The organism is Corynebacterium hiratae (assembly GCF_009708045.1).
In the GTDB taxonomy this organism is placed as follows: Bacteria; Actinomycetota; Actinomycetes; order Mycobacteriales; family Mycobacteriaceae; genus Corynebacterium; species Corynebacterium hiratae.
Window position 1 is genome coordinate 189,261 of sequence record NZ_VIOG01000005.1, and the last position, 13,903, is coordinate 203,163.

Genomic DNA, 13,903 nt, shown 5'->3' on the forward strand with positions numbered 1-13,903 from the left:
CGCGCCGCGTTAGACTGGTCGGCATGGCTTTTGCTGCTGAACACCCTATCCTGCCGGTCTCTGAACACCGCCCAGTCGGCGAAGTTGAGCGCCGCTCGGCCGAGTTTCGTGTTGAGTCCGAGTACCAGCCCGCCGGTGACCAACCTGCGGCGATCGCGGAACTCAACGAACGCCTCAACCGCGGAGAGCGCGACGTCGTCCTCATGGGTGCCACGGGCACCGGTAAGTCAGCGACCGCTGCGTGGCTCATTGAACAGCAGCAGCGCCCGACACTGGTGATGGCACCAAATAAAACACTGGCAGCACAGCTGGCAAATGAGCTGCGCCAACTCCTGCCACACAACGCGGTTGAGTATTTCGTATCCTATTACGACTACTACCAACCGGAGGCCTATATCGCGCAGACGGACACCTACATTGAGAAGGATTCCTCTATCAACGAGGACGTGGAGCGCCTGCGCCACTCGGCAACGTCGGCCCTGCTCTCTCGCCGTGATGTCGTCGTCGTCTCCTCAGTGTCCTGCATCTATGGCCTTGGCACCCCGCAGTCCTACCTTGACCGCTCCGTCGTGCTCGAGGAAGGGGAGGAAATTGACCGCGATCGCTTCCTGCGTCTGCTCGTCGATATTCAGTATGAGCGCAATGACGTGGGCTTTACGCGCGGAACCTTCCGCGCCAAGGGCGATACCGTGGATATCATCCCCGCCTACGAAGAGCGTGCGGTACGCATCGAGTTCTTTGGTGATGACGTGGACGAGCTCTATTACATCCATCCGCTCACGGGTGATGTTCTGGAGCGGGTCGATGAGGTGCGGATTTTTCCCGCGACCCACTACGTAGCAGGCCCAGAGCGTATGGCCCGTGCCATTGAGGACATCAAGGAGGAGCTCGCGGAGCGCCTCGCCGAGCTGGAGAACCGCGGCAAGTTGCTCGAAGCGCAGCGCCTGCGCATGCGTACCGAATACGACCTCGAGATGATTGAGCAGGTGGGCTTTTGCTCCGGCATTGAGAACTACTCGCGCCACGTTGATGGCCGCCCCGCCGGTTCCGCGCCGGCGACGCTCTTGGATTATTTCCCAGAGGACTTCCTCACCATCATCGATGAGTCTCACGTGACCGTCCCGCAGATCGGCGGCATGTTTGAGGGCGATATGGCGCGCAAGCGCAACCTCGTGGAGTTTGGCTTCCGTCTTCCTTCTGCCGTAGACAACCGGCCGTTGACCTTCGATGAGTTTGAGGAGCGCGTCGGCCAAACCGTCTACATGTCGGCCACACCGGGCGATTTCGAAATGACGGCTTCCGGCGGCGAGTTCGTGGAACAGGTTATTCGCCCCACCGGCCTCGTAGACCCCAAGGTGACGGTCAAGCCCACCAAGGGCCAGATTGATGATCTCATCGATGAGGTTCGCGCCCGTACCGCGAAGCAGGAGCGCGTCCTAGTCACGACCTTGACCAAACGTATGGCGGAGGACCTCACAGATTACTTGCTGGAACACGGCATCAAGGTGCGCTACCTCCACTCGGATATTGACACGCTCCAGCGCGTGGAGCTGTTGCGCCAGCTGCGCTTGGGTGAGTTCGATGTCCTCGTGGGCATCAACCTGCTGCGTGAGGGCCTCGACCTTCCTGAAGTTTCACTCGTTGCGATCTTGGATGCCGATAAGGAAGGTTTCCTGCGCTCCACCACCTCGCTTATTCAGACGATTGGCCGCGCCGCCCGAAACGTCTCCGGTGAGGTCATCATGTACGCGGATAAAATTACGGACTCGATGCAGGAGGCGATCGAGGAGACCGAGCGTCGCCGAGAGAAGCAGATTGCGTATAACAAGGAGCACGGCATTGACCCGCAGCCGCTGCGCAAAAAGATCGCCGACATTTTGGACCAGGTCTATGAGAACGCCGATGAGCAGGGGCAAGACGCGGATCCCACGGCCATCGTCGACAAGCCGGATGTGTCCTCCATGGCAGCCGACGAGGTGCAGGCGCTTATCGACGACCTGACGACCCAAATGCGAGAGGCTGCCCGAGAGCTCAAGTTCGAGTTGGCGGGGCGTTTGCGCGATGAGATCGCTGATCTGAAAAAGGAGCAACGCGGTCTTAAGGAGGCCGGGATCTAATGGCGCGCCCAGTGCTGAAATTTGCCTACTCAATATGCGGGTAAAACCAATCTCTGCGTAGAAGGCCGTGTCATACTGTTAAGGATTAATCGCTACTTATAAGGAGAATCATGCTGAGCTACAACGTCATCGCCGTCGGAACCGATGGCTCTCAGACTTCCATGCGCGCTGTCCGTTCTGCCGCATCCATGGCGCGCGCCTATGACGCGACGCTGATTATCGTGTCCGCTTTCTACAACCACTCTGGTTCGATGCTCGGCGCCCCGAACTCGGAGGACGCACGAGTACCGGTGGTGAGCGAGGAGATGTCGGAAAGCTTCCTCAGCAATGCTGCGGAGATCGCGCACGGTGAGGGTGCGAAGCGCATTGAAATCATTGCTAAGTCTGGTGACCCCGTGAATTCGCTCCTCGAGGTGGGCAAGGACTACGACGTGGATATGTTCGTCGTGGGCAACAAGGGAATTCACTCGGTGCGCGGTCGAGTGTTTGGCTCCGTAGCGACGGAGCTCACGCGCAAGGCCCACGCCGACGTCGTGGTGGTCAACACCACTGACTAGGGCAGTGCACCGCGCGCGTATCCTCGTGCGCGCTGATCGACGTGAACGCGCCAGCGTTGTTAGACTAGCTGGTGCGCAAAAGCTTTAAAATTTTGTCAAGCGGTGGCCCCACGGTTGGGGCCAGCGAAGAAAGGTCATCATGAGCGATTACAACAAGATCGTGGTCGGTACCGACGGTTCCAAGTCCTCCTTGCTCGCAGTGGAGCGTGCCGCCAAGATCGCCGCAGCCTTCGATGCCACCCTCATCATCGGTTGCGCCTACTACGAGAATCAGGAGCAGGCTTCCAAGACGCTGCGCCAGGATTCCGTGACGATTCTCGGTGATGAGAAGGCCCAGGCCAACCTCGCTTCCGGCAAGGAACACGCAGAGAAATTCGGCGTGACGAAGGTGGAGACCGCTGTGCGCCCGGGAACCCCGGTTCAGGCCCTGATGTCCATCGTCAACGACAACAAGGCAGACCTGCTCGTCGTCGGTAACCGCGGAATTAACTCCCTGACCGGCCGCCTCCTCGGTTCGGTTCCGGCGGATGTCGCACGTCAGTCTGACTGTGACGTTATGATTGTTCACACTGTGAGCTAGGACGCTAGTCGTCACGGCGCGCATGCTCCGGAGAAGTCCTTAGCATTGAGGAAGTCTCTGGGCCTGCGCGCCGTTTTGTTTCTAACGAGCTTTAGTCGCTCAATCGCAGCTCGCGGTAAGCGCGGGCAAGAACGTTGCCATCCGTCCCCTGAATGAGTGGGATATCGAAGGAGGTCTGCTCGTTGACCTTCACCAAAGGCGCGAGCGAACCGTGTGCGAGCAGCTGCTCCTGTGGGCTGAGGTTGCGGATCGCCACGGCCGCTACGTGGTTGGGGTGCTCCGCCGCCGCGTCTGCATAGGTAAGAGGATCGTGCTGACCGTCGTCGCCGATGAGCAGCCAGCGGAGCTTCGGGAAAGCAATGAAGAGGTTGCGGAGCTGCACGCGCTTGTGCTCCTGACCATTGCGGAAGAGGCCGGTGGGGGTAGGACCCCAGTCTGTCAGCAGCAGGGGACCACGCGGGAAGCCCTTCTCCGCCATGAAGTTAACCAAGGTGTCGTAGGTGTTCCAGGCGCCGGTGGAGAGGTAAATGAAGGGGATATCGGGGTGATGTTGGGCGATTTCCCGGTAGAACCGTGCCATACCTTCGACGGGGGTGCGGGTATTGGTGCGTTTAACCCACGAGTTCCATGCTGCAATCATTGCGCGCGGGAGCCACGTCACCATGATGGTGTCATCTATGTCGCTGACCACGCCGAACGTGGTGTCCTTGTCCACGATGAGCACTTCCGAGGTCACCGCGTCCGCGCCTTTGGCACGGATGGTGACCTCGTGCCAGCCGGGCTCTAGGCCGTGGTTGTAGACGAGGATATCGATGTAGCCGTTGTCGTTCGTGGTTCCCGATACCGTCTTCCCACCAACCGTGACTTCGACCTCGTGGTCTGTGACCTGAATGGTGAAGAACTGGCGGTAGCCACGCTGCGCCCAGGTATCCGTTTCTTCAGCCGTCGGGTCATGCATGAGGACACGGCCCAGAACACGGACGAATTCTTCATTGCCGTAACCGGCATAGCCAGTGATGCTGGGTTGCCACCCTTTGCGCGCCGAGCGCTTGAGCGAGAGGGAATTTACAGTGAATTCGACTTTGCGGGCGATATCGGAAAGAGCCATGGGCACCAGACTATCCGAAAACCTCCGCATAACGGCCGGTGATGGTCAAGGACTGCGTCGCACGCGTGAGCGCAACATAGAGGTTGTGCAAACCCTGTGGGGAGGCTGCCACGATGTCATCGGGGTTGACCACCGTGACGTGATCAAACTCGAGGCCTTTGATCTCCTCGACGTTGGCAGCCGTGATCACGGCGCGCAGGCGCCCGTCCTCATCCTCAAATGTCCTCGGCTCCGCATCGGTGGCGTCGTCGTGCCAGACAACGTCAACACCATCGCGCACCGCGATGCTCGGCGTGGCCTCAGGGTTGATTTCTTCCAACAGCCGATTGGCTAATTCCGTAACCGGGCGTGGGGTGCGGTAGTTGACCGTCAACCCGTGCAGTCGGAAGCGCTCTCCAACAAAAGGCTCGAGCGTCTCGCCCCAGTCATCCACACCGGCGGGCGCTCCAGTCTGGGACGTATCGCCCACGAGCGTCATCCATCGCGAGGGGCTACGCCGGAAAATCATGCGCCATTCCATGGGGGTAAGTTCTTGGGCTTCGTCAACGATGACGTGCCCGTAGGCCCACGTGTAGTCTTCCCGGGCCCGCTGGGCGGTGGTGCGAGAATCCCGAACCTCGTGACGGCGAGCGAGGTGCTCGGCGTCGATGACATCGTGCGCAGAGAGGATCTCGGCTTCGAACATGTCATCATCGTTGTCAGTGGAATCAGAGGAACTCAGGATATCGAGGGCGTCTTCTGCCTCCGCGACCTGTTCGCGCCATTCCTTCTCCTCGGCGGCGCGCTCTGCTTCGGGGTCAGGCATGCCGATGAGGACCGCGAGCTCGTCGAGAAGCGCGGCGTCGGAGGCCGCCCATGACGTACCCTCTTCGCGGTAGAGGGCACCGCGGGTTTCGTCATCATAAGCGTAGGCTGCCGTATCGATTCGTTCGGCGCTACTCAGGAGATTGGCGAGTACCTCGGTAGGCGTGAGATGGGGCCAGAACTCGTCGATGAGTTCTGTGACCTGTGGTTCTTCGGCGAGGTCATCGTGGAGCTGATCCACGTCCGCGCGGGAGAGCAGGTTGACACCACCCAGCGGGTCAGAACCGATGCGTTCGGCCATCTGCTGGGCCAGAGACTCGATGAGGTGTTCCGCAAACGCCGCTTGAGCGTCGTTGTGCGGCTTCCGCGAGCGTCGCGCGCGGGTACGCGCCGCTTTGACCATAGCTGGGGTGACGGTGAGCTCGAGCCGATCGATCTCCACCGTGCGCGGCTGCTCCGGTAGGCGCTGATAATCCTTGACCGCGTTGCCGAGGATTTCCACCATGGCAGCGGAGCCCTTGATCTCGCGGGCGAGCAAGGACTCCGAGTGAGTGGCCTCGATGCCGGGGAAGAGGGAAGAGATGGTGGAAAGCACGACGCCGGTTTCACCAAGTTCCGGGAGCACGCGGGAAATGTATTCCAGGAAGGTGGAGTTGGGGCCCACGATCAGCACGCCCGTGACGGCGAGCTGTTCACGGTAGGTGTAGAGCAGGTAGGCCACGCGGTGCAGTGCAACAGCGGTCTTGCCGGTTCCTGGTCCGCCTTCGACCACCATGACGCCCCGCGTGCTGTCACGGATGATTTCGTCCTGTTCGCGCTGAATGGTCTCCACGATGGAGGGCATGTGCCCGGTGCGGGCGCGCTGCATCACGTGGTGGAGGGCGGACTCGCTTGCGACATCGCTGCTGTCAGCAGAGGATTCTCCCTCCAAGACCTCGTCGCTGATTCCAGTAACCGTGCGCCCAGTGGTCCGGATATGCCGGCGGACATGGACGCCTTCAGGGTGCGCTGTAGTGGCGAGGTAGAAGGGGCGCGCCATCGGCGCACGCCAATCCAGAAGGAGGGTCCGGTAGTTCTCCTCCCTGGCGTCGAGCCCCATGCGGCCGATGTAGCGCCGGTCCAGGCCTTCCGGGGTGGGGTTATCACCGGGTGCATCAATGTCGATGCGGCCAAAAACTAAGCCGAGCTGGGCGACGTTAAGCCGATCCAACTTTGCTTGCAGTCCGTGGTATTCGGTTTCGCGCCGCACGAGTGCATCGGCGTCCGGGGTATGCGGATCGACGGCAGCTTGTACTTCGTTCAAGCGCTCGTTGGCCGCTTGGACCTCGTTGTCCAGACGCTCGAAGAGGCCATCGACATATGCTTGCTCGCTAGCTATTTCCGCGCTCTGCTCGTTCGTGTGGGCGCCGGGTTTCCCGGTGTGAGTCGCGGGTGAAGATTCAGACACAAGGCTCCTTGGGTGCGTATGAAGGCTTCTCGTGGACAGACGGGAAGTAAGGGAGATGGGGAAGAGTGGACAGGAAAAAGAACAACGGCCCAGCATACTAGCTGAGCCGTTGTTCTCTCCACCGCGGCGATTGCCGTGGTGTGTTGCGGAGCTATCCGCAGCGAAGGACGGAGAGCTTAGAAGCGGTCACCGAACTTCTTGAAAGCCTTATCCAGCTTCTTGGAGGCTTCCTTCTGCAGCTTCTCGGCGCGCTTGCGAGCCTTCTTCTGGGCACGCTTGCCATCGAGCGAATCTACCTTGGCTAGGGCTTCATCGGCACGGTCCTGTGCCTTGCCAGCAGCCTTGACCAGTCCCTTGCGGGCGGTATCGGTGTTGTCACGGGCCGCGTCGAGCCAGTCATCCTTGTTGTCCTCAAAGAACTCGCGTGCCGTCTCAGCGGTGTCCTCGACGAAGGAACGCGCGGAGTCGATGAAGTCGCGGCCGGCAGACTCCCAGTCATCCCGGTTGTCCTCGACGTAGTCCTTGGCGGTCTCAAACCAGTCATTGGCCTTGGCCGTGACATCGGAAGAAATCTCGTTTGCGCGATTGGAGAAGTCCTCCGCAAATTTCTGCTGTTCGGACTTGCCCGGCAGCGCCTGCTGAATCTTCTTGTTTGCACGCTCAGAGGCCTTAGCGGCGCGCCACCGCACGGAGGGCTTTCCTTCGGTGTCCTGCGTAACGATGGCGAGGGCACCAAGCAGAGCGGTGTTGGTGATGAAGCTGTTGCGCTGTGCTTCCTTGTCCTTCTTGGAATCCGCGGTCCAGAAAGCATTGCCGACCAGGTTGGGGACGTGTGTCAGCGCGAGCACTGCAGCCGAGGTGCGCGGAGCCTTGCCCAGCGCGAGGCTCGTGCCCGCAGCGGTCTTCGCGCCGCCGAGCGCGCGGGTAACCAGCTCTGGGTCATTGGGGATGTAACCCGCGTATTCACGGGGCAGCACCTTGCGCAGGCGCTTGAGCACGGACTCGGTGTCCGCGACGTGCTCCGAGGTGTTGCGGAGCGTATCCACACCATCCCAGACAAACACGGAGGCCAGCATAGGACGGGCAAATTTACGAATCATAACGTGCTCCATTCAATAGATTTGTAAAGACGTTCGCCACACCATAGTACGCGCGTTAAACAACTGCTGCCGTGAGCGCAGCAGTTAACACGTAGTTACCAGCGGCGCTCCCACCACTCGTCCATGTGCGGGCGTTCCGCGCCGAGCGTGGTGGGAGCCCCGTGCCCGGGGCGGACAATTGCGTCGTCCGGATAGACGTCAAAGAGCCGCTGCGTGACATCTTTGTAGAGGCGCACAAAGTCCCCTTCGGAGGTGGTCTTGCCCACGCCGCCGGGGAAGAGGGAATCACCGACGAAGAGGTTGGTAACGCCATCAATCTCCGCTGCAATTGCTGCTCCGCCCGGGGTGTGTCCGCGCAGAATAATGACGGGCAGATCGTAACCGGCGAAAGGAAGCGTATCGCCATGCTCCAGTTCCACGTCGACGGGCGCGGGCAAAGCGGGGGAGTCCAAGAAAGAGGAATAGTGAACGGCACCGGTTTCATTCAAGACTTCCTTGAGTGCGCGTACGTGATCCCAGTGGCGGTGTGTGGTCAGCACCGTGGTGATCTTTACTCCGTGGTCGGCGGCTAAGGCGAGCAGCGCGGGGGCGTCAGCGGAGGCGTCGATAAGCAGCGCCTCGTCACCCGCGCACAGCAGGTAGCAATTGTTGTCCATCTCGGACACGGAAATTTTATGAAGCTCAAGCGCGTTGTTCATAAGTCCAACCATACGGGTACATTCTGAGTGAGAACTCTCTGAACACACATTCTTTTGTGTAGGAAGGCAACAACTAGTGGCTGATCGTTTGGTCGTACGTGGTGCGCGTGAGCACAACCTCAAGGGCGTGGATATCGATATCCCGCGCGATAACTTGGTGGTGTTTACCGGCCTATCGGGCTCAGGCAAGTCCTCACTCGCCTTTGACACCATCTTCGCCGAGGGTCAGCGGCGCTACGTGGAGTCTTTGAGCTCCTATGCGCGCATGTTCCTTGGCCAAATGGATAAGCCGGACGTTGAGTTCATCGACGGTCTATCCCCAGCGGTGTCCATTGACCAAAAGTCCACCAACCACAACCCGCGCTCGACGGTGGGAACCATCACCGAAATCTACGACTACCTGCGTTTGCTTTTCTCCCGCGCGGGCACTGCGCACTGTCCCGAGTGTGATGCCGTCATTGAGCGCCAAACCCCGCAGCAGATTGTTGATGAAGTCTTAAGCCACGAGGAAAAGCTGAAATTCCAGGTCCTCGCACCGGTCGTTCGCCGACGTAAGGGCGAGTTCGTTGACCTCTTTGCTGACCTCGCGGCCCAGGGTTACTCCCGTGTTCGGGTAGATGGGGAGCTTTACCAGCTCAGTGACCCGCCGAAGCTGAAGAAGCAGATCAAGCACGACATCGATGTCGTCGTGGACCGCCTGCAGGTGAAAGCTTCCCAAAAGCAGCGGCTGACGGATTCTGTCGAGACGGCGCTACGCTTGGCAGACGGCCTAGTCACCCTGGATTTCGTAGACCGCGAAGAGCTCACGCACACCTACTCGGAAAAGGCTGCCTGCCCCAACGGCCACACGCTGACCATTGAGGAATACGAGCCCCGCGCGTTCTCGTTCAACGCGCCTTTCGGTTCCTGCCCGGTGTGTGATGGCTTGGGTACGCGCCTTGAGGTGGATGTGGATCTGTTGATCCCGGACCCGGATGCCCCAGCCGTTGAGGCCATCCAACCGTGGACCTCGAGCCCCAATGCGCGGTACTTTGTCAAGCTGGTCGAAGGCCTAGCGAAAGCCCTGGACTTTGATCCCCACACTCCGGTTTCCGAGCTCACCGAGGAGCAGCGCCACGCCTTGATCCATGGCACAGATGTGGAAGTCAGTGTGCGCTACAAGAACCGCTATGGCCGCCAGCGCAACTGGTCCGCGCCGTTCGAGGGAGCTATCGGCTTCTTGGAGCGCAAGCTCGATCAGGCGGATTCCGAGTCGCAGAAGGACCGTCTCCTTCAGTACACCCGCCGTGTGCCGTGTAACGCTTGTGGCGGTACCCGCCTGAAGCCGGAAATCTTGGCGGTGCGTTTGACCTCCACCGCGCATGGCGAGCAGTCCATCGCTGGCTTGACGGCACTGTCCATCGAGGATGCGGCGGAGTTCCTCGACTCTCTCGTGTTGGGCCACCGCGAGGAGATCATTGCCGGTGCTGTGCTCAAGGAGATCCAGGCTCGCCTGCGCTTCCTTCTCGACGTCGGCCTGAACTACCTCACCCTTGACCGCGGCGCCTCCACGTTGTCTGGCGGCGAAGCACAGCGTATTCGCCTCGCCACCCAGATTGGCTCCGGCCTGGCGGGAGTCCTCTACGTGCTGGATGAGCCCTCCATTGGTCTGCACCAGCGCGATAACCAGCGCCTCATCGCCACGTTGAAGCGCCTGCGTGATATCGGAAACACCTTGATTGTGGTGGAACATGATGAGGACACCATCCGGGAGGCGGACTGGCTTGTCGACGTTGGACCGCGGGCCGGCGAATTCGGCGGAACGGTGGTCTATCAGGGCGAGCCCGCCGGCATCGAATCTGTGGAGGAGTCCCTGACGGGGCAGTACCTGTCAGGAAAGAAGAAGCTTGCGGTCCCGGATACGCGCCGTGAGATTGACCCTGAGCGCATGCTCAAGGTGGTCGGCGCGCGCGAAAATAACCTCAAGGGTATTGACGTCGAGATTCCGCTGGGCGTCCTCGTCTGCGTCACTGGTGTGTCTGGCTCCGGTAAGTCCACCGTGGTCAACCAAATCCTGGCCAAGACCTTGGCGAATAAACTTAACCGCGCCCGTCAAGTACCTGGTCGTGCCAAGCGCGTTGAAGGCGTGGAGCACCTGGACAAACTCGTGCAGGTGGACCAGAGCCCCATCGGGCGCACTCCGCGCTCCAATCCGGCGACGTACACGGGTGTCTTCGACAAGATCCGCAATCTTTTCGCGGAAACCCAGGAGGCGAAGGTCCGCGGCTACAAGCCCGGCCGGTTCTCCTTCAACGTTAAGGGCGGGCGCTGTGAGGCCTGCCAAGGCGACGGCACCATCAAGATTGAAATGAACTTCCTGCCCGATGTTTATGTGCCGTGCGAGGTTTGTGACGGTGCCCGTTATAACCGCGAAACCCTGGAGGTCCTCTACAAGGGCAAAAACATCGCCGAGGTTCTCGACATGCCGATCTCGGAGGCAGCCGAGTTCTTTGAACCCATCACGTCGATCCACCGCTACCTCAACACCTTGGTGGAGGTGGGCCTGGGATATGTTCGCTTGGGTCAGGCCGCCACGACGCTTTCCGGTGGTGAGGCGCAGCGCGTGAAGCTGGCCTCCGAACTCCAAAAGCGCACGAATGGGCGCACGGTTTACATCCTGGACGAGCCAACCACCGGACTGCATTTCGAGGACATCCGAAAGCTCATGCTCGTCATTCAAGGCCTGGTTGATAAGGGCAACTCGGTGATCATCATCGAGCACAACCTCGACGTCATTAAGGCCGCCGATTGGATCGTGGACATGGGCCCGGAAGGCGGCTCGTGCGGCGGCACCGTCGTGGCCCAAGGCACGCCAGAAGACGTGGCGCAGGTGGAAGGCTCCTATACGGGAGGGTTCCTCAAGGAGCTGGTGTGATGTTGGGCCACAGAAGTACCCGCACGGCAGCACTAGCCATCAGCATTGCTGCGACAGCCACCATGACGGGGTGTTCCGGCCCAGCGGAAGACACATCGCCGCCGGCTCCCGAAGAATCATCAGGCGTGGAAGCACCCGCCAGCTATGACGTGCGCGCCGAATTACGCGATGTCGTCTCTGAAGTAGAGAAGGAGTTCAATGTCCGCGCCGGCGTGGCGGTGGCGGATAGGGAAGGGACTGTCAACGCCGGATTACGCGGTGAGGAGCCTGCGTGGTCGACGGTGAAGGTTCCTATCGCGATTGCCGCGCTGCGCGACGGCGCTAGCCCGGAGCTCGTCGACCTCGCGATTAAGGAATCCGACAATGATGCTGCCTACGCGTTGTGGTCCCACGTGCGATGGACTGAGGGCGATGCTGGGAGCGCAGTAACGGCGCTCTTGGAAGAGTATGGTTCGACCGGGGAGTTCGAGGAACCTTTTGGCTACTCCACGTGGCTGCTGGAAGACCAGGCAGAGTTTGGCGCACACTTACCGTGTATTCCGGAAGCAGAACAGGTCTATGACGCAATGGATGACATTGTGGAGTGGCAAGACAACGGATTGGACAAGCTCCCGAACACCCGCGCCAAGGGCGGGTGGGGACTATCCGAGTACGACGACGGTTATACCCACCGCCAAATTGGTGTGCGGGAAACCACCCCATCGGGCTCGAGTAAAGAGTCCACGGTGGGATTGGCCATTGAAGTCACTATGCCGGGTGAGTACGCCGAAGAAGCAATTCCTGCGCTCAACGTTCTTGCTGCTGGAGTGGACCGAGTCGTAACTGAGGCCTTGGAGGCTGGCGCGCTTAAACCGGTGGAGGGCTGCGCACCGCCCACGGCAACGCAGACTGCAGGAACGACATCGGCACGCCGATTTGGTTCCTGAAAAACCAGGTGTTAAAGTAGTGCGCACTACCGCCCGTAGCGCCTCCTCCAGGAGGTACTTGGGCCGCAAGCGGAGTTTCTCCCACCCGAAGCCGCGCCGGACACTAGTTTCGCCGCAGGATAAAGGTTAAGAGTAGGCGCCATACATTGGCGCGTGCTTGAAAAGAAACTCCCGGATGCCTTTGGCACCGGGATTTATTCGTTTGTGGTCACGGTAGGCACACTACTAGCCCCCACAATCGAGGAGAACCACAATCAGCGCTGAAGCTCGCATTAATGAGCGCATCCGAGTACCCGAGGTCCGTCTTGTTGGCCCCGGTGGTGAACAGGTGGGCATTGTCCGTACAGACGATGCTCGCAAGCTTGCGTACGAAGCCGATCTCGACCTGGTCGAGGTTGCCCCGAACGCTAAGCCGCCCGTAGCCAAGATCATGGATTACGGCAAGTTTAAGTACGAACAGGCTCAGAAGGCCCGCGAGTCCCGTAAGAACCAGCAGCAAACCGTGGTGAAGGAGCAGAAGCTCCGTCCGAAGATTGATGATCACGATTACGAGACCAAAAAGGGCAACGTGGTGCGCTTCCTGGAGAAGGGCTCCAAGGTCAAGGTGACCATCATGTTCCGTGGCCGCGAGCAATCGCGTCCGGAGCTGGGTTTCCGCCTGCTGGAGCGTTTGGCTGACGATGTCGCAGAGGTCGGCGTCGTGGAGTCGCGCCCCAAGCAGGATGGTCGCAATATGACCATGGTCCTTGGGCCCGTCCGCAAAGGCAAGAAGTAGACCACGCTCCACTTAGGATTTAAGGATTTAATTCTCATGAAGCAGAAGACTCACAAGGGCACCGCCAAGCGCATCAAGGTGACCGGCTCCGGCAAGCTGCGTCGCGAGCAGGCTAACCGCCGCCACCTCCTGGAAGGCAAGCCTTCCAAGCGCACCCGTCGTCTGAAGGGCACCGAGGACGTCGCCAAGGCAGACACCAAGCGCGTCAAGCGCCTTCTCGGCCGCGCATAGTCAGCGCCGAAACACTCCATCCCCACACACTCACAATCAAGATAAGGAAGTATTACTGTGGCACGAGTAAAGCGCTCAGTTAACGCCAAGAAGAAGCGTCGCGCGATCCTGAAGTCCGCTAAGGGCTACCGCGGCCAGCGCTCCCGCCTCTACCGTAAGGCCAAGGAGCAGTGGCTGCACTCCATGACTTACGCTTACCGCGACCGTCGCGCCCGTAAGTCTGAATTCCGCAAGCTGTGGATCCAGCGCATCAATGCTGCCGCTCGTATGAACGACATCACCTACAACCGCCTCATCCACGGCCTGCGCCTGGCTGAGATCGAGGTCGACCGCAAGATTCTCGCGGAACTTGCCGTCAACGACTTCGAGGCTTTCTCCGCACTGTGCGAGGCCGCCAAGGCCGCACTGCCGGAGGACGTTAACGCACCGAAGGCTGCGTAAGCGTCGAGCGTAGAAACGTCACGAACCCACCGCCCTCTTATGGAGGACCGGTGGGTTTCTTGTCGTGGGGAGTAGCACCCGCTAGGTCGGCGGGCGTACTGCTCCTCTTTGTGGTTTGTGTTACATTGCTCGTTGTTGTGTAAATCAAGGTAGCCGTTGGCTTCTGGGCCTGCCCTAGGGGCACATGGTGCGAAGGAGAGATAGT

The 13,903-nt window shown here is 60.1% G+C and carries 12 protein-coding genes; 8 read left to right on the forward strand and 4 right to left on the reverse strand.

All coding sequences use genetic code 11. The annotated features are described in order from the left end of the window. Positions 1–23: 23 nt before the first annotated feature. From uvrB to FME68_RS06190, 3 genes are all read left to right on the forward strand, one after another. Positions 24–2,117, forward strand: coding sequence for an excinuclease ABC subunit UvrB (gene uvrB, locus FME68_RS06180; protein WP_070513278.1), 2,094 nt, complete (start codon positions 24–26; stop codon positions 2,115–2,117). Positions 2,118–2,227: 110 nt separating this feature from the next. Further along, positions 2,228–2,674, forward strand: coding sequence for a universal stress protein (locus tag FME68_RS06185; protein WP_010190093.1), 447 nt, complete (start codon positions 2,228–2,230; stop codon positions 2,672–2,674). A gap of 139 nt (positions 2,675–2,813) precedes the next feature. Then, the gene (locus FME68_RS06190; RefSeq protein WP_046648537.1) at positions 2,814–3,254 is read left to right on the forward strand and encodes a universal stress protein; all 441 of its coding nucleotides are present in this window, start codon (positions 2,814–2,816) and stop codon (positions 3,252–3,254) included. A gap of 91 nt (positions 3,255–3,345) precedes the next feature. On the opposite strand, the gene FME68_RS06195 is transcribed toward FME68_RS06190, so the two are convergent. The 4 genes from FME68_RS06195 to FME68_RS06210 form a co-directional block, all read right to left on the reverse strand. Continuing rightward, positions 3,346–4,362, reverse strand: a complete 1,017-nt coding sequence (locus tag FME68_RS06195) for an App1 family protein phosphatidate phosphatase (protein ID WP_070513280.1) — start codon at positions 4,360–4,362, stop codon at positions 3,346–3,348. Between the two features lie 10 nt (positions 4,363–4,372). Beyond that, positions 4,373–6,613 carry a HelD family protein gene (locus tag FME68_RS06200; RefSeq protein ID WP_439329287.1) on the reverse strand — a complete coding sequence of 747 codons (2,241 nt, stop codon included), beginning with the start codon at positions 6,611–6,613 and terminating at the stop codon, positions 4,373–4,375. Between the two features lie 176 nt (positions 6,614–6,789). Then, positions 6,790–7,713, reverse strand: a complete 924-nt coding sequence (locus FME68_RS06205) for a DoxX family protein (protein WP_070545661.1) — start codon at positions 7,711–7,713, stop codon at positions 6,790–6,792. A 95-nt stretch (positions 7,714–7,808) separates the two neighbouring features. Then, positions 7,809–8,411 carry an MBL fold metallo-hydrolase gene (locus FME68_RS06210; protein ID WP_158396699.1) on the reverse strand — a complete coding sequence of 201 codons (603 nt, stop codon included), beginning with the start codon at positions 8,409–8,411 and terminating at the stop codon, positions 7,809–7,811. 76 nt (positions 8,412–8,487) lie between these two features. Between FME68_RS06210 and uvrA the strand changes: the two genes are divergently transcribed. The 5 genes from uvrA to rplT all read left to right on the forward strand — a co-directional run bounded on the left by uvrA (position 8,488) and on the right by rplT (position 13,698). Further along, positions 8,488–11,325: an excinuclease ABC subunit UvrA gene (gene uvrA, locus FME68_RS06215; protein WP_328287744.1), complete on the forward strand. Its 2,838-nt coding sequence runs from the start codon at positions 8,488–8,490 to the stop codon at positions 11,323–11,325. After that, positions 11,325–12,251: a serine hydrolase gene (locus FME68_RS06220; RefSeq protein ID WP_158396629.1), complete on the forward strand. Its 927-nt coding sequence runs from the start codon at positions 11,325–11,327 to the stop codon at positions 12,249–12,251. The genes uvrA and FME68_RS06220 overlap by 1 nt, the downstream gene beginning before the upstream one ends. Positions 12,252–12,504: 253 nt before the next feature. After that, positions 12,505–13,026 (forward strand): translation initiation factor IF-3, encoded by a 522-nt coding sequence (infC, locus tag FME68_RS06225; RefSeq protein ID WP_080975058.1) that lies wholly within the window; start codon positions 12,505–12,507, stop codon positions 13,024–13,026. Between the two features lie 36 nt (positions 13,027–13,062). Continuing rightward, positions 13,063–13,257, forward strand: coding sequence for a 50S ribosomal protein L35 (rpmI, locus tag FME68_RS06230; RefSeq protein WP_010190075.1), 195 nt, complete (start codon positions 13,063–13,065; stop codon positions 13,255–13,257). Between the two features lie 57 nt (positions 13,258–13,314). Continuing rightward, complete coding sequence (gene rplT / locus FME68_RS06235) at positions 13,315–13,698, forward strand: 50S ribosomal protein L20 (RefSeq protein WP_005323264.1); 384 nt, start codon at positions 13,315–13,317, stop codon at positions 13,696–13,698. Positions 13,699–13,903 lie beyond the last annotated feature (205 nt).

Coding starts and splice junctions, on each gene's coding strand:
- FME68_RS06210 (WP_158396699.1), bottom strand. CDS start 8,411: ATGAACAACGCGCTTGAGCTTCATAAAATTTCCGTGTCCGAGATGGAC.
- FME68_RS06220 (WP_158396629.1), top strand. CDS start 11,325: ATGTTGGGCCACAGAAGTACCCGCACGGCAGCACTAGCCATCAGCATT.
- uvrB (WP_070513278.1), top strand. CDS start 24: ATGGCTTTTGCTGCTGAACACCCTATCCTGCCGGTCTCTGAACACCGC.
- FME68_RS06205 (WP_070545661.1), bottom strand. CDS start 7,713: ATGATTCGTAAATTTGCCCGTCCTATGCTGGCCTCCGTGTTTGTCTGG.
- FME68_RS06190 (WP_046648537.1), top strand. CDS start 2,814: ATGAGCGATTACAACAAGATCGTGGTCGGTACCGACGGTTCCAAGTCC.
- rpmI (WP_010190075.1), top strand. CDS start 13,063: ATGAAGCAGAAGACTCACAAGGGCACCGCCAAGCGCATCAAGGTGACC.
- FME68_RS06185 (WP_010190093.1), top strand. CDS start 2,228: ATGCTGAGCTACAACGTCATCGCCGTCGGAACCGATGGCTCTCAGACT.
- FME68_RS06195 (WP_070513280.1), bottom strand. CDS start 4,362: ATGGCTCTTTCCGATATCGCCCGCAAAGTCGAATTCACTGTAAATTCC.